This window comes from Acinetobacter sp. GQ146 (assembly GCF_059758585.1).
Genome location: NZ_JCAXDV010000001.1, coordinates 276,649 through 293,456 on the forward strand (window position 1 = coordinate 276,649; position 16,808 = coordinate 293,456).

A 16,808-nucleotide genomic window follows, 5' to 3' on the forward strand; every position below is an offset into this window, starting at 1 on the left:
GAACCCCCTTTTTATTACTTTGCAGCAGCTCGAAGGTTGCGCCAAATTGCAATACCTGCCGTAAAGCCGAGCCAAGTTACGCCGATAGTTGCAGCAGCAGTAACAGCAAGACCTAAATTTGTAACGATTGCAGTTACGTCATAATCAGCGCGAGCCATTCCAGTGGCAGTGGCAACAGTTGCAACAACAGCACCACGGTTTAAATAGGTTTGTAAGCGAGATTGTTTTTTAACTAGGACTTGAGCCAAGCCTAATTTTTGTTGTTCAGTCATGAGATTTATCCCCTATTTGACTTAACTTGTTGAATACAGCACCAGTGATAATGACCAGTGAAAAAGCTAAACCGATCATTCCCGCTTGTGTTGCAGTTATTGCGAACATGTCAGTTAAAGTGACTTGTTCGACCCACAAGACACACGTAGTAACACCGTCAATTGTTTGCAGTTGCTCACATACGAATGCCATGTCTTAGAATTCCTTAAGCGTTACAATTGGATTGATGAAACGGTAAATATTGGTAATGAAAATATGATCCACAGGTAGGACACATCTTTTCATTGTTACCCATTGCGTATATTTTCATAGTTAAATAGCCTAAGCAGATTTTGCAGGTTGATTCGGTGCAGGTTTTTGTTCAGCAACACGAGGGACTAAATCCTTAATCAACAATGTTGAGTTATTACCATTTGAAACTTGTTCAAGGAGAACATCAGCAACAAGAGGGAACTGGCAGTCTTTAATTTTCTTGAAATTGTCAGATGTACCCCACTTAATTGATTCGCCAACTTCACCTACAAAGTTGTCACCTTCCTGAAGGTCAGCTTTGTAGAAAATAGTTGTAGAGTCGTAAGGTTTGCCGTTGTAATCGCCTTTTGAAGATTTAGCACCAAGTACGACCATTTCAGATTTAAATTGCATGAGTTATTCCCTCATAAAAGTCTTGTGAAGATGTAAGAAATGGAACACCTTCAAATAAAGGCGTTTCAATTAGAGTGTTATTTTTGATCGGTTGATCAATTCGCAATGCTTGCATGACCGCAGCATGTGAGAAGTTAAGACGTTTTGGGACAACGTCCTTATCTGATGAAATCAGATTCAGTAAAACGTCATCATTAATAAATTTGCGGAACTGGCGGATATACTTACCAAACTGGACTTTAAGGATGTCTAAAGCTTTATCAACGTTGATATTTGCTTGTTTTTCGATGAGTTGGCATTTTTCAGGCATTGTAAAATCATTGAGTTGATTACAAAGCATCTCTAAAGCAGGGTAAGCACCCTTAAAATATGTACTTGGAGAGATCAACACATCTAAAGGCAGATAGCGGTCTGTAGACTTTAATTCGAGTTCAGCACGTGTCCAAAGGCTTAGAGCATCGCCCTCTTTTTTGCCACGCTCATAAAAACGTAAGAACTTGGAGCTTTCACGTTTACCTATGGTTAAAGTACGACCCTTGCCGTTAATACGCTTCCAGTCACCTAAATGGTTGACCTCAGAAGGACGGCCACCACACCAAAACAAGTCTTGTGTATCCCATTCGTTAGCAAGGTCTACAGATACCCATTCAGATTGAAAGTCATCTAGGGCAAGGTCTACACGATTAATTTTTGGGTTACGTGCTTCTGTATTTAGCCATTTATAAAGAACCTCATTCCAACCTTTACGAGCTAAAGCACAGCCAGTACCGTTAATTTGTACCGTAATCCGATTGTTATTGTGTCCGTAAAGAATAATGCCGAGATTATCTTGCAGATCGTAACCATATTTGTTGAAGTGCATGCCTTTTTCACGTTTCTTGGCAATACCGAACCCAAAGATTTCAAAGAGCAATTGATCAAGCCATGTTTCAATGGCATCACCTACGGCAGATTCAACTTGTTCAGGTTTAAGACCCACGTATTTATCACCAAAAGTCGATTGGCAAAAGCTAAAAGTCACCCAATCCAAGCCGACTACAGAATTTTCGATAGGTACAGCACGTAAGACAGGAACAACACCTTGTGGAGTTGAGATTAATTGGTAATTGTCCAAGTGTCTTGGAAATGCAAAAGCTTCCGATTCTAGGTTAGCCAGTGTTTTAGGTTCATTCGTGAATTCACTTGCATATCCTTCCCACATATCGCCAAAACCACATGACTCAGATGCCTTTTGTGTATCCGCTACCCCTATATTATAAAAAGGGGTGTCTTGGGGCTTACTGCCGTGTTTTGCACGGGAAAGGTCAATTTTTGTACAGAAGATTTGTTGAATAGAAGTTTCAGCAGGTTTTGTATTTTTTTGAGCAGCTAATGCTTCAAATGCAGCAAGTTTATTTTTAACAATGCCATCGAGCATATTTTTTAATGTTTGACCATCAACTGGCGATAAATCACCAAAAGCAGTAGAACAATGGATTTCTTCATAGATAGATTTTTGTTGCTCAAATACTTCAACAACACTTAAAGAAGAATTATCAAACTGGTGAATTAAATTGAGTAGGTTATTCATTATTAATGTTCCCCAAATGATTCAATTAATTCTTGATTGGCTTTATTATAAATTTCAGCATAAGCATCAATTGTTGAAGCGTCATAAGACCAGTCGTAAGCAACAAGGGCTAAATGCGATAAACATTTTTCAGCAGCGATGGCAGGGGATAATGCTTCTAAACATGGTTCAGCGTGATCAGAAACGATTTTAGCCACTTGATCAAAAGCAGCCTGAATAAAATCAGCCTTTGTTCTAAAAGTTAACTGCTCAGACATGTCATGCCCCTTGTTATGTTTTTGTTGAACTTCCCTAAAACGGGAAGTTGTAGCCAAAAAAAACTTCTATAATCTGGGAAAGAATGTACTTCCACTTTTCGGGAAAAACAAGAGGCGTAAAAATGCTTAAAGAACTAATTGAGAAATGCAAAGAGCGTTTAGGAACGTATGAAAAACTATCATGGGCATTAGAGGTTACACCCTCTAATATCTCAGATTGGAAAGCAGGAAGAAAAAAACCCAACGTTATTCAGATCATGCAAATGGCTGAAATCGTTGGGTTTGATAAGTACCAAACACTCTGCTTAGTCATGGAAGAAGTCGACATGAAAAATGCAGAGCTTTGGAGAAAATGGCGTCCCTACGGGGATTCGAACCCCGGTTACCGCCGTGAAAGGGCGATGTCCCAACTGTCATATTTCATGGCGGAAATTATTGTAAAGTTTTGTAAATTTATTGTAAAACGGGCAGTCTTTTTAGAACATCGTGTAAATGTTCAGGAGCTAAATGTGCGTAACGTTGTGTGATTCGAATATCAGAATGACCAAGCAATGTTGATACATGATAGAGAGGAACACCATTTTTAACTAAGAAACTGGCGAATGTGTGGCGCAGATCGTGAATGCGAACATGACCTAAATCAGCTCTTTTCACTGCATTTTCAAATCCTCTCCTAAAACTTCTTATATTTTTATCCGTATTGGGATTATAAAAGACATAATGCTTATGCATTTTTAATCTGATTAATGCAGCCACACAAACTGTATTAATCGGTTTATAAACTGTCTTTTTATTTTTAGATAGTGAATTACGGATAATAATATAACGATCATCTAGGCTTACATTATTCCATGTAAGCGTTGTTAATTCAGAAGCACGACAACCCGTATTTAATGCCAATGTGACAAAGTCATAGAGCATAGTGTTATCAAAATCGAGCGTTGCTGAAAGCAATTTTCTGCATTCGGTTGAGTTCAAAAATCTTGGCATGTAATCGGATTCAAAGAGCTTGAATCGATTAAATGGATTTTTAAAATTAGCAGTGTTGTTATAAGTCAAATAGTAATTGAATGCAGCACGCATCAAATTAATTTCTCTATTGATGGTTGAGTTCTTCACTCCCTCCAGCGAGCGATGTGTGCAGTAATCCGTGATTACATCTATTGTGATTTGTTGATGTGAGTAAAACCATTCAAGATATTTCATTTTGTCATTGTATGTATGCTTTGAATTATAAAGACCATTTTTTAAATAGAAATGCAGTATTTCTTGTACATCCATAAATTCACCTATTTGTAACATTATGTCAATTCGGTTTTTTTGATGAATTTTCAATATACATAAATATCAGTCACTTAAATTTTTTATCCTGGCAAAAATTTTGTCCAGGAGATGATGTGTTAATGGAAGATTATGCTAGTCAGTTCGCGCCCATTCGGGACGCTCTGGAACTCCCGATGTAAAGTAAAAGGGAGCTTGTAATCAGGGAAAGAAGGTTTAGTAATTTAGTTGCGTCAGTTCGAGGGCACTCCGCCCTCTCTATTTAAGATGTAAAGGCGTAAAAGGATCAAGATATATGAATAAGTAAGCCATGAGAAATAAGGTAACAATAGACCAAAAAAGGAGATGTTTTTTCATTGAAAAGTGACGAGGGCTTTTTTGTAAGTCTGAGAGCATTTTTTTTCTACGAATAGCCATAATTTCATTGCGGTATTCAATATCAACGTAATGATCGCCTAAGCGGTAAAGATAGCCGAATAGAGTTTTAATGCGGTTAGGTCGCTGAACTTCATTAAAGAATATTGTTTTTAGGGTATTAAGTAAGCCAGTGCAAATAGCACCAGTGAAAACGCCAACAGCGAAAACAATAAAAATAAAAGATTCTATTGCAGCGGTATCTTGAATATTCATTAAATTAGACCTTCCTTTTTAGCTTGTTCATATTTTGCTAAATCTTCGCGAGTCATAGACACTGAAATATTTGATTGAGGTTGTGTAGTAACAGGTGTTTGTGTTGTTGTCGTTGTAGATCGTGCAGGTTGTTGTTGTGTTGAAGCGAAATAATTAAACGGTCTGTCTCCAGCGATGATTTTTTTACAGTCAGATTGTGAAACTTTTAATTTAGTGCCTTGTTGTGAGTAGGCAGTAAAAGAGCCGTCAGGGTTAGACATGCAACCTGAAAGAATGGGTTTTGCAGTTACTTCGTACTGGAGAGATTCTTGAATAGAATCTTGATCGAATGGTTTATCAGGATTGTAAGAAACGTATTGTTTATTAGTTTCACCAATTGACCCACCATTTTTTGAAAGATCGTTAAACCATTTAACACATTCAGGTTTTTCTACATTGACACCCTTTCTGCATTCTATATCTAAATTTGATTGAGTCTGCATTGAAGCAGAAGCAGCTTGTGAACCAACAAGTTGAGTTTGTTCAGTTGGTTTTTTTCCTGATGCAATATCAGCATTTTCTTTAATTTTTGAAGCAGATAAGAAAGGATTATCAGATCCGAAAACCATATAACCAACTAGACAGACAACAGCGAGGATAAAGCCACCCAACTTGAAATAGAGAGGGGGAATTTTTAGCTTATGAGTGTCGAGGGTAGTAGATTTATATTTTTCAAATATTTTTGAATCAGGTTTAAATTTTTCGTGTGATTCAGCTTTATTTTTTGCGCCAGTAGAATCAGGCATTGTGACAGCATAACGCCATAAAAAAACGTCAGCAAAGGCACGACCATAAGCACGATGCAAATGATAGTGAGATCCGACAAGGCTTAGAACATGGTTGTGCAGAAAAGATGGGGATTGTGTAATTAAAATAATGTCATGGCCAGAATGGCGATGAGTTTCTAATTTTTTTACACGTTCGTCACTGGAGAGTTTTTCACGACCCTTATATTGGAAAAAGTCAAATTGTTGTGCTTCATCATAAATAACAACAGAACCTTCGGGCGTATCTCTCCAGTCGGAATTTTCGGGCAAAGGTTGAGCGCCTTCATAATCAAACTGATCAATATTGGTATAAACAGGACGACCTTCTTTTAAGTAATTAATCGCCATTGTTGCAGCCTTAGCGGATTTAAAAGAACCAGGTTTTGCAGTAATTAGAATTAACATAGTTTCACCTATTGGCGCGCTCGCCCCACGCTACACGTAGCGAGGTGCAACGCGGTGCGCGGTAGCGCGCGCGCCCTTATGTCGCTTTAGTAAATGAGATATTGGCAGCCATGAGTGTGGCACGCGCAATCAAAGCACCGACAATGATGCTAATTGCATGATCTAGACCCGAAATGGACAAAAGTCCTAAATAAGTTCCATCAATTTGTGATGAAGCTGAAATTGCTTTATTTATGTATGTTGTGAGTACGATATTAATAACCGCACCTGATATAAGAGTAACGCCAGCACCTATCAAAACTTTACGAGCAAAGTTTGAAAGTAGCCAAGATGTAAGACCGAATAGAAGTGCTTTCATGTTCTAAGCCCCAAAACAATGAAAGCAGCTCCAATATATGCAGAAGCAATAATTGCAGGCTTAATAATTGAAAGAAGCTGACACCAAGGCGACCAAGAAAAGGTAATTGTTGAGGAAACGCCTTGCATGTTAATTGGGACCTGAACATCTTGAGGACATTGAGCACCCCATGAAATTGCATTTTCTTGAAGTTCAGGCGTAGGCAATTGTGAAATATCAACTGAGTCAGCATCAGGTAAGGCATCATCAGCAAAAAGCCATTCTTTAGTAGTAGCCCATGCTTCTGCTACAGCTTGAGGAACAGAGATAACAACTTGAGCAGCTTCACAAACAATAGGTGCCCAACCGCAAAAAGTAGGGAATTCAAGTGCTATATCAGTTGTTTCTGTTACAGGTTCACCAGTTACGGGATCTGTTTTGGTTTGTGTAGATTCACCAGTGGCAGTTTCATCAGTGGCAGTTGAAGCGGCTTTGTCTAATTCAGTGACAATAGGTCGAGCTTTTGTTTCATCGCTTTCAGCTTCATTAACGATGTCAGCAGCAGCAGCCATTGTTGCAGCTTGAGCACCAACTTTTACGTTTTCATCAGTTGATGATTCAGCATTTGAAATTACTTGGGCAGCAACAGTGGTAAGGGGTAAAGATTTCCAATCATCTTTTGCTGGATCGTAAGCAGGATTAACTACTTTTGACTGAGTGCCGTTTGAAGTTTTATAACCATCAGATTTACGTTGGACCATACATTCGGATGTTGTAATGTTAAAGCCCAAATCAATCCAAGATCCAGATAAACCAAATTGAACAAATTTGGCAGCACAAGCAGCATCAGCAGTTAAGTAATTGACACCATTAAAGGGATAGTAATAAGGAACATTTGTAGTATTGGGATCTAGATATTTGATCTGATTATTTTCAGCATCCATGACCCAATCAACAGCTCCTAGAAGTTGTTCAACAGCAACAGTTAAAGCATAAGCAGCACCACCACGAGCAAGAACTTTAGCAACATTCGCAGCAGTAGGTGTAATTTTTACTGTTGAATTTTTTATTACATCTTTACCATTAATAAGGACTGTTTTAGTAGCGTCATAAACAGCAGAAGCGCCTTGTGCAACTGGATTACCAAGTTGCCAACCACCGACATTTGTTGCATTGGCAGAATTAATAATGAGTACTGGAGAAATCGCTATAACAAGCGATAAGAAAATTCTTATTATTCTATTCATTTTGTCATCCTCGTTACTGCAATAACAATTGCAAAGACAATGAGCCAATTCACAATAGACGCTTCCATATATGACCCCTAGAAAGAAGAAAGGGGGCGAACCCCCTTTTTATTACTTTGCAGCAGCTCGAAGGTTGCGCCAAATTGCAATACCTGCCGTAAAGCCGAGCCAAGTTACGCCGATAGTTGCAGCAGCAGTAACAGCAAGACCTAAATTTGTAACGATTGCAGTTACGTCATAATCAGCGCGAGCCATTCCAGTGGCAGTGGCAACAGTTGCAACAACAGCACCACGGTTTAAATAGGTTTGTAAGCGAGATTGTTTTTTAACTAGGACTTGAGCCAAGCCTAATTTTTGTTGTTCAGTCATGAGATTTATCCCCTATTTGACTTAACTTGTTGAATACAGCACCAGTGATAATGACCAGTGAAAAAGCTAAACCGATCATTCCCGCTTGTGTTGCAGTTATTGCGAACATGTCAGTTAAAGTGACTTGTTCGACCCACAAGACACACGTAGTAACACCGTCAATTGTTTGCAGTTGCTCACATACGAATGCCATGTCTTAGAATTCCTTAAGCGTTACAATTGGATTGATGAAACGGTAAATATTGGTAATGAAAATATGATCCACAGGTAGGACACATCTTTTCATTGTTACCCATTGCGTATATTTTCATAGTTAAATAGCCTAAGCAGATTTTGCAGGTTGATTCGGTGCAGGTTTTTGTTCAGCAACACGAGGGACTAAATCCTTAATCAACAATGTTGAGTTATTACCATTTGAAACTTGTTCAAGGAGAACATCAGCAACAAGAGGGAACTGGCAGTCTTTAATTTTCTTGAAATTGTCAGATGTACCCCACTTAATTGATTCGCCAACTTCACCTACAAAGTTGTCACCTTCCTGAAGGTCAGCTTTGTAGAAAATAGTTGTAGAGTCGTAAGGTTTGCCGTTGTAATCGCCTTTTGAAGATTTAGCACCAAGTACGACCATTTCAGATTTAAATTGCATGAGTTATTCCCTCATAAAAGTCTTGTGAAGATGTAAGAAATGGAACACCTTCAAATAAAGGCGTTTCAATTAGAGTGTTATTTTTGATCGGTTGATCAATTCGCAATGCTTGCATGACCGCAGCATGTGAGAAGTTAAGACGTTTTGGGACAACGTCCTTATCTGATGAAATCAGATTCAGTAAAACGTCATCATTAATAAATTTGCGGAACTGGCGGATATACTTACCAAACTGGACTTTAAGGATGTCTAAAGCTTTATCAACGTTGATATTTGCTTGTTTTTCGATGAGTTGGCATTTTTCAGGCATTGTAAAATCATTGAGTTGATTACAAAGCATCTCTAAAGCAGGGTAAGCACCCTTAAAATATGTACTTGGAGAGATCAACACATCTAAAGGCAGATAGCGGTCTGTAGACTTTAATTCGAGTTCAGCACGTGTCCAAAGGCTTAGAGCATCGCCCTCTTTTTTGCCACGCTCATAAAAACGTAAGAACTTGGAGCTTTCACGTTTACCTATGGTTAAAGTACGACCCTTGCCGTTAATACGCTTCCAGTCACCTAAATGGTTGACCTCAGAAGGACGGCCACCACACCAAAACAAGTCTTGTGTATCCCATTCGTTAGCAAGGTCTACAGATACCCATTCAGATTGAAAGTCATCTAGGGCAAGGTCTACACGATTAATTTTTGGGTTACGTGCTTCTGTATTTAGCCATTTATAAAGAACCTCATTCCAACCTTTACGAGCTAAAGCACAGCCAGTACCGTTAATTTGTACCGTAATCCGATTGTTATTGTGTCCGTAAAGAATAATGCCGAGATTATCTTGCAGATCGTAACCATATTTGTTGAAGTGCATGCCTTTTTCACGTTTCTTGGCAATACCGAACCCAAAGATTTCAAAGAGCAATTGATCAAGCCATGTTTCAATGGCATCACCTACGGCAGATTCAACTTGTTCAGGTTTAAGACCCACGTATTTATCACCAAAAGTCGATTGGCAAAAGCTAAAAGTCACCCAATCCAAGCCGACTACAGAATTTTCGATAGGTACAGCACGTAAGACAGGAACAACACCTTGTGGAGTTGAGATTAATTGGTAATTGTCCAAGTGTCTTGGAAATGCAAAAGCTTCCGATTCTAGGTTAGCCAGTGTTTTAGGTTCATTCGTGAATTCACTTGCATATCCTTCCCACATATCGCCAAAACCACATGACTCAGATGCCTTTTGTGTATCCGCTACCCCTATATTATAAAAAGGGGTGTCTTGGGGCTTACTGCCGTGTTTTGCACGGGAAAGGTCAATTTTTGTACAGAAGATTTGTTGAATAGAAGTTTCAGCAGGTTTTGTATTTTTTTGAGCAGCTAATGCTTCAAATGCAGCAAGTTTATTTTTAACAATGCCATCGAGCATATTTTTTAATGTTTGACCATCAACTGGCGATAAATCACCAAAAGCAGTAGAACAATGGATTTCTTCATAGATAGATTTTTGTTGCTCAAATACTTCAACAACACTTAAAGAAGAATTATCAAACTGGTGAATTAAATTGAGTAGGTTATTCATTATTAATGTTCCCCAAATGATTCAATTAATTCTTGATTGGCTTTATTATAAATTTCAGCATAAGCATCAATTGTTGAAGCGTCATAAGACCAGTCGTAAGCAACAAGGGCTAAATGCGATAAACATTTTTCAGCAGCGATGGCAGGGGATAATGCTTCTAAACATGGTTCAGCGTGATCAGAAACGATTTTAGCCACTTGATCAAAAGCAGCCTGAATAAAATCAGCCTTTGTTCTAAAAGTTAACTGCTCAGACATGTCATGCCCCTTGTTATGTTTTTGTTGAACTTCCCTAAAACGGGAAGTTGTAGCCAAAAAAAACTTCTATAATCTGGGAAAGAATGTACTTCCACTTTTCGGGAAAAACAAGAGGCGTAAAAATGCTTAAAGAACTAATTGAGAAATGCAAAGAGCGTTTAGGAACGTATGAAAAACTATCATGGGCATTAGAGGTTACACCCTCTAATATCTCAGATTGGAAAGCAGGAAGAAAAAAACCCAACGTTATTCAGATCATGCAAATGGCTGAAATCGTTGGGTTTGATAAGTACCAAACACTCTGCTTAGTCATGGAAGAAGTCGACATGAAAAATGCAGAGCTTTGGAGAAAATGGCGTCCCTACGGGGATTCGAACCCCGGTTACCGCCGTGAAAGGGCGATGTCCTAGGCCTCTAGACGATAGGGACTTAATGAGGCAGGTACTTCTGAAAACTAAACCATCTATTAAATGGCGTCCCTACGGGGATTCGAACCCCGGTTACCGCCGTGAAAGGGCGATGTCCTAGGCCTCTAGACGATAGGGACGTTTCAGAGGTGGGCGTATATTAGGGTGAATACGGGGGAGTGTCAAACGTTTTTCTGCAATAAAACTGAAAAAATAGTGTGTCTGTTTAAAATTAAAACAAAAAATAAAAGTGTGTTGAAAAAGTATTCACTTTAGGGTGAGAAATGCCAGTACAAGGCCTTATGCAGTCAAATGATGCAGTATTGGAAATTCGCTTGCAAAAAAAAGAGCGACCGTAGTCGCTCTTTTTGAAAAACTTATTCTAACGGTGCTTTTTTATGATAAAGCGCATAATAACTGATATAGCACAGAGCAATAAAAATTAAACAGCCAATAAAACCAGCCCACATTTCAGGGTCTGCTGCCATACTAATACCGGTAATAAAACAGAAGACAAAGCCTAAAATAGGGACAATAGGGAATAGCGGTGCTGCAAAGCCTAATTCATTTGCTGTATGTCCTTGTTTGTACCATTGGCGGCGGAAGTTAAACTGACTTAAACAAATGCTCATCCACACCACAACCATTGTAAATGCGGCAACGCCCAGCAAGTTCTTGAAGATGGTTTCTGGCGCAAATTGTTCTGACAGTAAGCCCGGTACGGCACCAAACATCGTCACAATAATTGCCACGGTTGGTATACCTTTGTGATTCACCTTTGAGAATACTGCAGGTAATTGTTTCTTGTCGGATAAAGCCCACATCATACGGGATGCTGCATACAAACCAGAGTTTGCGGCTGACAGTAATGCCGTGATAATCACAAAGCGAATGATATCTTCCGCATGTGGAATACCAATATAAGTAAATACGGTTACAAATGGACTGCTACTGACGCCATGTCCGCCTAAGCCCGCCATTTCATGCGGCAATAGCGCACTAATCACCACAATGGTGCCGACAAAGAAAATCAACAAACGCCAGATTGCCGCATTAATCGCTTTTGGCACATTCTTGGCAGGATCTTCGGTTTCACCCGCGGCAACGCCAATCAACTCTGTACCTGAAAAGGCAAAGTTGACAATTAGCATGGTTGCAAAAATCGGGAAGAAACCTTGCGGGAACCAACCTTCAGCAGTCAGGTTGCTAAAGAGTGGGGCAGAGCTATAACCTTGGAATGGCAACACGCCAAAAATTGCCAATAGCCCCAGCAGAATAAAGGTAATCACAGTGACAACCTTGACCAGAGAAAGCCAGAACTCAGATTCAGCAAACATCCGGGTTGAGCTCATATTTAGCCCAAAAATGATGGCTGCAAAGATCAGTGTCCAGATCCAGACCGAAATATGTGGGAACCATTCCTGCATCAGTAATGCAGCAGCGGTAAATTCAGTCCCCAGCGTTGCGGTCCATGTAAGCCAATATAGCCATGTAATTGTATAGCCTGTCCCTGGACCTATAAATTTGTGTGCATAAGCGCCGAAAGAACCCGATACAGGCATGTGTACCGCAAGTTCTCCTAAGCATAACATCACCATATAGGCAATTAATCCACCTAAAATATAAGCGATGATGGCACCTACAGGCCCCGTTTGTGCAATGACTTCACCCGACCCTAAAAATAGACCAGTACCGATTGCACCGCCAAGTGAAATCATAACCAGATGTCGAGTACTCATAGCGCGTTTTAAAGGCGCAGAATTGCCCTGATGCATAGCATCATTCGGAGAGTGAGATGACTGCATATGAGAGAGAAAAATAGAATATAGAAGCGCGCTATTGTAGTGAAAAACTACAAATCTGCAATCGAATAATAGTGAATTGTGCGTTTTGAATGATCGTATGCAACGATATATGGCGTCCCTACGGGGATTCGAACCCCGGTTACCGCCGTGAAAGGGCGATGTCCTAGGCCTCTAGACGATAGGGACGTTGCGAGGTGATGCGTATATTAAGGATTTTTCCTGTGACTGTCAAACATGATATTACAATATTTCTGAAAAAGCGGTTTGTTTGTGTAAAAAATGTCTAATTTAGTGAAAATAGTGCAATTTTTTACGTAAAGCCATCTTGATTGAGGGTTTTTAGTGGCTCTGTTTAACGCCTAGAGTGGAGCAGTGGATTGGCGTCAGGCCAATATTTGAAATAAAGCGCTGAGATCTTTATATGCTGCGCAATGATCAGTTTGAATTTTAAGGATGGGGATTATTGCGCTTAAGCTATGGGGATATATTTTATTCAGCTGAAAGGACAGTCATGGGATCGCCCTAATTCAGGATTCAAAAGAGAAGGATACTGACTGAAAATCTTATTGCTGCGGAGCTAAAAAGGCATTTATTGCTAAAGTTATGCTCAAAGATGCTAATGACAGCATTTTAATGTTCAGGGGTTTGATAAGGATCGTGTGCGGCCTTGGGTTGAGCAACATCTGGTGTTGATGGTTGATCATTCTTGCTGACGATATACAGATAAATGGCCGTTGGGGAAAGAATAAGTAAGACCAGTAAAATTTTCTTTAGCATGAGGCGATTCAGGTAAAAACAAAGGTCTAAGTATAACCAATTCTAGCTAATAGAATGAAGAATGGATAGCTTAAGAAAAGTTTTGCGATTGCAAGAAGATGGCGTCCCTACGGGGATTCGAACCCCGGTTACCGCCGTGAAAGGGCGATGTCCTAGGCCTCTAGACGATAGGGACGTTTAGAAGATGGCGGTATCTTATTGATCCGCCATCAAAGTGTCAAGTATGTGAGGAGAGAGTTTGTTCAAAATATAGCAAAACAGTTCTGCGGTCTTTTGTGTGTCATACAAAGCCGAATGTGCTTCTTTGCCATCAAACTCAATGCCTGCTTGAATACAGGATTTTGCCAGTACGGTTTGACCAAAAGTGATGGCACTTAAAGTCACCGTATCAAATACAGAAAAGCTATGGAATGGATTTTGATTTTTGGTGCCTGTGCGCGCAATGGCGGCTTGCACAAAACCTAAATCAAAATGGGCATTATGCCCGACCAAAATGGCATGGGTACAATTCTGCTGGCGACGAACCTCGTTCACCGCTTTAAAAATACGTTTCAGGGCAGATTTTTCATCTTCAGCCATTGCAACGCGCATTGGGTTAAATGGGTCAATCCCAATAAAATCCAGCGAGCGACGGTCTAGGTTAGCACCTTCAAACGGATTGATGTGTGCATGATGAGCAACGCCTGGTACAAACTTACCATCCGCATCATAAATAATTGGAATCGCTGCGATCTCTAGCAGCGCGTCAGTTTGGCAATTAAAACCTGCAGTTTCGACATCGACCACGACAGGTAAAAATCCGCGGAAACGCTGACCAATTACTGGTAGAGTTTCATCTGTCACACTTTTCTCCATTGGATGGTTTTTCCTGCATAGAGCGGGATAATCTTGTCACCATCTAAATAATCAAAACTTTCAGGAATAACCTGATCTTCTTTTACCAAAGTAATGGTTTCAGTATTACGAGGTAAACCATAGAAATCTGCGCCAAAATGGCTCGCAAAGCCTTCAAGACGTTCAATTTTACCGACTTGGTCAAAGGCTTGTGCATACAATTCAATGGCAGTAGGTGCGCTATAGCAACCTGCGCAACCGCACGCATTTTCTTTGGCATTCTTCGAGTGCGGAGCACTGTCTGTTCCCAAGAAGAACTTAGGATTACCACTGGTCGCCACTTCCAACAAAGTTTGTTGGTGGGTTTGACGCTTAAGAATTGGTAAGCAATAAAAATGCGGTTTAATACCACCGACCAACATATCATTGCGGTTAAACAATAAGTGTTGTGGGGTAATCGTTGCCGCAACATTGCGATCTTGTTCCAATACAAAATGTGCAGCTTCGCTGGTGGTAATGTGTTCAAGCACTAGTTTTAATTTCGGGAATTGCTTTAAAAGCGGAGATAAAACTTCATCGATGAAGCGTTTTTCACGATCAAAAATATCGACATGATTGTGAGTGACTTCACCATGCAGTAACAATGGCACTTGATGTTCTTCAAGTTGCTCAATGACCGCGTAGACTTTACGAATATCGCTAACCCCGTTATCCGAGTTGGTGGTTGCACCGGCTGGATAAAGTTTGATGGCATTTACGAATTCTGAATCTTTAATTTTTTTGACTTCGCTGGCTGGTGTCGTGTCAGTAAAGTACAACACCATACGAGGATCGAAAGGATTGCCTTCAGGCACATGCGCCATAATTCGCTCGCGGTATGCCAGCGCTTCTTCCACGGTTTTGACGGGTGGAACAAGATTTGGCATACAAATCGCACGCTTAAATTGATTTGCTAAATCTGGAACAGTGCGTTTCAGTGCAAGGCCATCACGTAAGTGGGCATGCCAATCATCTGGCTGCAAAAGAGTAATCGTATTCAAGGCGATTTCGGACTAAAAAATAAAACAGATGATAATCTATATCAGCTTGCAATGCTAAGTCGAATTACAGATAAATGGCTTAATTCAGGTAAATATAGACCGCATTTTTATTGTTTTTCTGTGAGTAGTGACTCGGGAAAAATAACACATCTTAATGTCTAGCTTATTTTGTATACGAATGATGCTGATACAAAATTAAAGCGGATAAAAGAAAAAACCGCCAAGAGGTGGCGGTTTTTTCTTTTAGTTTTCAAGAGCTGAAAACTTAGTTTTTGTCTTTTAATTGTGGAACGGCAGAACCCGCACCAATCGACAATAAACCAGAATTTGTATAAATGCCAAGTTTTGCACGAGTATCAGTAATGTCGAGATTACGCATCGTTAACTGTCCAATACGATCCATTGGGGTAAACATTGAATCACCTTTCTCCATGGTTAAACGCTCAGCTTCATAAGTGAGGTTTGGAGATTCAGTGTTCATGATGGTGTAGTCATTACCACGACGTAATTCTAAAGTCACAGTACCAGTAATCGCTTTAGCAACCCAACGTTGTGCAGTTTCACGGAGCATAAGTGCTTGTGAATCGAACCAACGACCTTGGTACAACAAACGACCTAAACGTAAACCGTTGATGCGGTATTGTTCAATCGTGTCTTCGTTATGAATACCAGTGACTAAACGCTCGTAAGCGATATGTAGTAACGCCATACCCGGTGCTTCATAGATACCACGAGATTTCGCTTCGATAATACGGTTTTCGATTTGGTCAGACATCCCTAGACCATGACGACCACCGATACGGTTCGCTTCAAGAATAAAATCAACTGGATTTTCAAAACGCTGACCGTTAATTGCAACTGGGAAGCCTTCTTCAAAGGTAATTGAAACTTCTTCAGCATCAATTTTTACATCGTCTTTCCAGAATGCAACGCCCATGATTGGATCTACAATTTTGATACCTGCATTCAGGTATTCAAGATCTTTTGCTTCGTGAGTTGCACCCAACATGTTTGAGTCAGTTGAGTAAGCTTTCTCTTTCGACATTTTGTAGTCAAAACCATTGTCGATGAGGAACTGTGACATTTCTGCACGGCCGCCTAATTCATCAATAAAGGTTTGGTCTAACCACGGTTTGTAAATTTTAAGTGCAGGGTTAGTCAACAAACCGTAACGGTAGAAACGTTCAATGTCGTTTCCTTTATACGTTGAACCATCACCCCAGATGTTCACGTCATCTTCTTTCATGGCAGTTACAAGCATGGTACCTGTGACTGCACGACCCAGTGGCGTCGTGTTGAAATATGGCATACCGCCAGTGCTGATATGGAATGCACCACATTGAATCGCTGCAATACCTTCAAGCGCAAGCTGTAAACGGCAGTCCACTAAACGTGCTTTAACTGCACCATACGCTTCGGCTTTTTTCGGAATGGCATCGTAGTCATCTTCATCAGGCTGACCTAAGTTTGCCGTATATGCATAAGGCTCTGCGCCTTTTTGTTTCATCCACAATAAAGCAGCTGAAGTATCTAGACCACCAGAGAAGGCAATACCAACTTTTTTGCCAACTGGGACATTCTGCAAGATAGTTGCATTATCAGTCATTGTTAATCCTAACGATATAAATATAGGCACCGAGAATGGGTGGCCT

General features: G+C 40.1%; 21 protein-coding genes and 4 tRNA genes. 1 reads left to right on the top strand and 24 read right to left on the bottom strand.

The window, feature by feature from the left end:
- Positions 1-14: 14 nt before the first annotated feature.
- From AC6CHI_RS01270 to AC6CHI_RS01290, 5 genes are all read right to left on the bottom strand, one after another.
- Positions 15-272, bottom strand: coding sequence for a major capsid protein (locus tag AC6CHI_RS01270; RefSeq protein ID WP_498119119.1), 258 nt, complete (start codon positions 270-272; stop codon positions 15-17).
- The gene (locus tag AC6CHI_RS01275; RefSeq protein WP_498119120.1) at positions 265-465 is read right to left on the bottom strand and encodes a hypothetical protein; all 201 of its coding nucleotides are present in this window, start codon (positions 463-465) and stop codon (positions 265-267) included. Before AC6CHI_RS01275 ends, AC6CHI_RS01270 begins: the two co-directional genes overlap by 8 nt.
- 129 nt (positions 466-594) lie before the next feature.
- The gene (locus AC6CHI_RS01280; RefSeq protein WP_498119121.1) at positions 595-918 is read right to left on the bottom strand and encodes a hypothetical protein; all 324 of its coding nucleotides are present in this window, start codon (positions 916-918) and stop codon (positions 595-597) included.
- Positions 908-2,488: a replication initiation factor domain-containing protein gene (locus tag AC6CHI_RS01285; protein WP_498119122.1), complete on the bottom strand. Its 1,581-nt coding sequence runs from the start codon at positions 2,486-2,488 to the stop codon at positions 908-910. The genes AC6CHI_RS01280 and AC6CHI_RS01285 overlap by 11 nt, the downstream gene beginning before the upstream one ends.
- Positions 2,489-2,490: 2 nt before the next feature.
- Positions 2,491-2,745, bottom strand: coding sequence for a hypothetical protein (locus AC6CHI_RS01290; RefSeq protein ID WP_498119123.1), 255 nt, complete (start codon positions 2,743-2,745; stop codon positions 2,491-2,493).
- Between the two features lie 122 nt (positions 2,746-2,867).
- On the opposite strand from AC6CHI_RS01290, the gene AC6CHI_RS01295 reads away from it, so the two are divergent.
- A complete protein-coding gene (locus AC6CHI_RS01295; protein ID WP_498119124.1) occupies positions 2,868-3,272 on the top strand; it encodes a hypothetical protein in 405 nt (134 codons plus the stop codon).
- Here AC6CHI_RS01295 and AC6CHI_RS01300 read toward each other — a convergent pair.
- The 19 genes from AC6CHI_RS01300 to argG all read right to left on the bottom strand — a co-directional run bounded on the left by AC6CHI_RS01300 (position 3,199) and on the right by argG (position 16,762).
- Positions 3,199-4,026: a tyrosine-type recombinase/integrase gene (locus AC6CHI_RS01300; protein WP_498119114.1), complete on the bottom strand. Its 828-nt coding sequence runs from the start codon at positions 4,024-4,026 to the stop codon at positions 3,199-3,201. The two genes, AC6CHI_RS01295 and AC6CHI_RS01300, sit on opposite strands and share 74 nt — an antisense overlap.
- A 258-nt stretch (positions 4,027-4,284) precedes the next feature.
- Positions 4,285-4,656: a hypothetical protein gene (locus tag AC6CHI_RS01305; RefSeq protein WP_498119115.1), complete on the bottom strand. Its 372-nt coding sequence runs from the start codon at positions 4,654-4,656 to the stop codon at positions 4,285-4,287.
- Positions 4,656-5,867 (bottom strand): zonular occludens toxin domain-containing protein, encoded by a 1,212-nt coding sequence (locus AC6CHI_RS01310; RefSeq protein WP_498119116.1) that lies wholly within the window; start codon positions 5,865-5,867, stop codon positions 4,656-4,658. Before AC6CHI_RS01310 ends, AC6CHI_RS01305 begins: the two co-directional genes overlap by 1 nt.
- Before the next feature lie 76 nt (positions 5,868-5,943).
- On the bottom strand, positions 5,944-6,225 hold the full coding sequence (locus tag AC6CHI_RS01315; protein ID WP_498119117.1) for a DUF2523 family protein: 282 nt from the start codon (positions 6,223-6,225) through the stop codon (positions 5,944-5,946).
- A complete protein-coding gene (locus tag AC6CHI_RS01320) occupies positions 6,222-7,451 on the bottom strand; it encodes a virulence factor TspB C-terminal domain-related protein (protein WP_498119118.1) in 1,230 nt (409 codons plus the stop codon). Before AC6CHI_RS01320 ends, AC6CHI_RS01315 begins: the two co-directional genes overlap by 4 nt.
- A 111-nt stretch (positions 7,452-7,562) precedes the next feature.
- Positions 7,563-7,820: a major capsid protein gene (locus AC6CHI_RS01325; RefSeq protein WP_498119119.1), complete on the bottom strand. Its 258-nt coding sequence runs from the start codon at positions 7,818-7,820 to the stop codon at positions 7,563-7,565.
- Entirely contained in the window at positions 7,813-8,013 is a 201-nt protein-coding gene (locus AC6CHI_RS01330; RefSeq protein ID WP_498119120.1) for a hypothetical protein, read from the bottom strand. The genes AC6CHI_RS01325 and AC6CHI_RS01330 overlap by 8 nt, the downstream gene beginning before the upstream one ends.
- Before the next feature lie 129 nt (positions 8,014-8,142).
- Positions 8,143-8,466: a hypothetical protein gene (locus AC6CHI_RS01335; RefSeq protein WP_498119121.1), complete on the bottom strand. Its 324-nt coding sequence runs from the start codon at positions 8,464-8,466 to the stop codon at positions 8,143-8,145.
- Positions 8,456-10,036: a replication initiation factor domain-containing protein gene (locus tag AC6CHI_RS01340; RefSeq protein WP_498119122.1), complete on the bottom strand. Its 1,581-nt coding sequence runs from the start codon at positions 10,034-10,036 to the stop codon at positions 8,456-8,458. Before AC6CHI_RS01340 ends, AC6CHI_RS01335 begins: the two co-directional genes overlap by 11 nt.
- A 2-nt stretch (positions 10,037-10,038) precedes the next feature.
- Positions 10,039-10,293, bottom strand: a complete 255-nt coding sequence (locus tag AC6CHI_RS01345) for a hypothetical protein (RefSeq protein WP_498119123.1) — start codon at positions 10,291-10,293, stop codon at positions 10,039-10,041.
- 353 nt (positions 10,294-10,646) lie between these two features.
- Positions 10,647-10,722 (bottom strand) — tRNA-Glu (locus AC6CHI_RS01350).
- Positions 10,723-10,764: 42 nt separating this feature from the next.
- Positions 10,765-10,840, bottom strand: a tRNA-Glu gene (locus AC6CHI_RS01355).
- Positions 10,841-11,077: 237 nt separating this feature from the next.
- Positions 11,078-12,505: an amino acid permease gene (locus tag AC6CHI_RS01360; RefSeq protein WP_498119125.1), complete on the bottom strand. Its 1,428-nt coding sequence runs from the start codon at positions 12,503-12,505 to the stop codon at positions 11,078-11,080.
- A gap of 110 nt (positions 12,506-12,615) precedes the next feature.
- Positions 12,616-12,691: transfer RNA gene (locus tag AC6CHI_RS01365), tRNA-Glu, on the bottom strand.
- A 444-nt stretch (positions 12,692-13,135) separates the two neighbouring features.
- Positions 13,136-13,282, bottom strand: a complete 147-nt coding sequence (locus tag AC6CHI_RS01370) for a hypothetical protein (RefSeq protein ID WP_458890840.1) — start codon at positions 13,280-13,282, stop codon at positions 13,136-13,138.
- 99 nt (positions 13,283-13,381) lie between these two features.
- Positions 13,382-13,457, bottom strand: a tRNA-Glu gene (locus tag AC6CHI_RS01375).
- 20 nt (positions 13,458-13,477) lie between these two features.
- Positions 13,478-14,137, bottom strand: a complete 660-nt coding sequence (rnt, locus tag AC6CHI_RS01380; RefSeq protein WP_498119126.1) for a ribonuclease T — start codon at positions 14,135-14,137, stop codon at positions 13,478-13,480.
- The gene (gene pyrC, locus AC6CHI_RS01385; protein ID WP_458890837.1) at positions 14,122-15,156 is read right to left on the bottom strand and encodes a dihydroorotase; all 1,035 of its coding nucleotides are present in this window, start codon (positions 15,154-15,156) and stop codon (positions 14,122-14,124) included. Before pyrC ends, rnt begins: the two co-directional genes overlap by 16 nt.
- Before the next feature lie 265 nt (positions 15,157-15,421).
- Positions 15,422-16,762, bottom strand: coding sequence for an argininosuccinate synthase (gene argG, locus AC6CHI_RS01390; protein WP_142768091.1), 1,341 nt, complete (start codon positions 16,760-16,762; stop codon positions 15,422-15,424).
- Positions 16,763-16,808 lie beyond the last annotated feature (46 nt).

Coding starts and splice junctions, on each gene's coding strand:
- AC6CHI_RS01300 (WP_498119114.1), bottom strand. CDS start 4,026: ATGGATGTACAAGAAATACTGCATTTCTATTTAAAAAATGGTCTTTAT.
- AC6CHI_RS01335 (WP_498119121.1), bottom strand. CDS start 8,466: ATGCAATTTAAATCTGAAATGGTCGTACTTGGTGCTAAATCTTCAAAA.
- AC6CHI_RS01360 (WP_498119125.1), bottom strand. CDS start 12,505: ATGCAGTCATCTCACTCTCCGAATGATGCTATGCATCAGGGCAATTCT.
- argG (WP_142768091.1), bottom strand. CDS start 16,762: ATGACTGATAATGCAACTATCTTGCAGAATGTCCCAGTTGGCAAAAAA.
- AC6CHI_RS01285 (WP_498119122.1), bottom strand. CDS start 2,488: ATGAATAACCTACTCAATTTAATTCACCAGTTTGATAATTCTTCTTTA.
- AC6CHI_RS01345 (WP_498119123.1), bottom strand. CDS start 10,293: ATGTCTGAGCAGTTAACTTTTAGAACAAAGGCTGATTTTATTCAGGCT.
- AC6CHI_RS01270 (WP_498119119.1), bottom strand. CDS start 272: ATGACTGAACAACAAAAATTAGGCTTGGCTCAAGTCCTAGTTAAAAAA.
- AC6CHI_RS01340 (WP_498119122.1), bottom strand. CDS start 10,036: ATGAATAACCTACTCAATTTAATTCACCAGTTTGATAATTCTTCTTTA.
- AC6CHI_RS01310 (WP_498119116.1), bottom strand. CDS start 5,867: ATGTTAATTCTAATTACTGCAAAACCTGGTTCTTTTAAATCCGCTAAG.
- AC6CHI_RS01325 (WP_498119119.1), bottom strand. CDS start 7,820: ATGACTGAACAACAAAAATTAGGCTTGGCTCAAGTCCTAGTTAAAAAA.
- AC6CHI_RS01275 (WP_498119120.1), bottom strand. CDS start 465: ATGGCATTCGTATGTGAGCAACTGCAAACAATTGACGGTGTTACTACG.
- AC6CHI_RS01330 (WP_498119120.1), bottom strand. CDS start 8,013: ATGGCATTCGTATGTGAGCAACTGCAAACAATTGACGGTGTTACTACG.
- AC6CHI_RS01315 (WP_498119117.1), bottom strand. CDS start 6,225: ATGAAAGCACTTCTATTCGGTCTTACATCTTGGCTACTTTCAAACTTT.
- AC6CHI_RS01320 (WP_498119118.1), bottom strand. CDS start 7,451: ATGAATAGAATAATAAGAATTTTCTTATCGCTTGTTATAGCGATTTCT.
- rnt (WP_498119126.1), bottom strand. CDS start 14,137: ATGGAGAAAAGTGTGACAGATGAAACTCTACCAGTAATTGGTCAGCGT.
- AC6CHI_RS01280 (WP_498119121.1), bottom strand. CDS start 918: ATGCAATTTAAATCTGAAATGGTCGTACTTGGTGCTAAATCTTCAAAA.
- AC6CHI_RS01370 (WP_458890840.1), bottom strand. CDS start 13,282: ATGCTAAAGAAAATTTTACTGGTCTTACTTATTCTTTCCCCAACGGCC.
- AC6CHI_RS01305 (WP_498119115.1), bottom strand. CDS start 4,656: ATGAATATTCAAGATACCGCTGCAATAGAATCTTTTATTTTTATTGTT.
- AC6CHI_RS01295 (WP_498119124.1), top strand. CDS start 2,868: ATGCTTAAAGAACTAATTGAGAAATGCAAAGAGCGTTTAGGAACGTAT.
- AC6CHI_RS01290 (WP_498119123.1), bottom strand. CDS start 2,745: ATGTCTGAGCAGTTAACTTTTAGAACAAAGGCTGATTTTATTCAGGCT.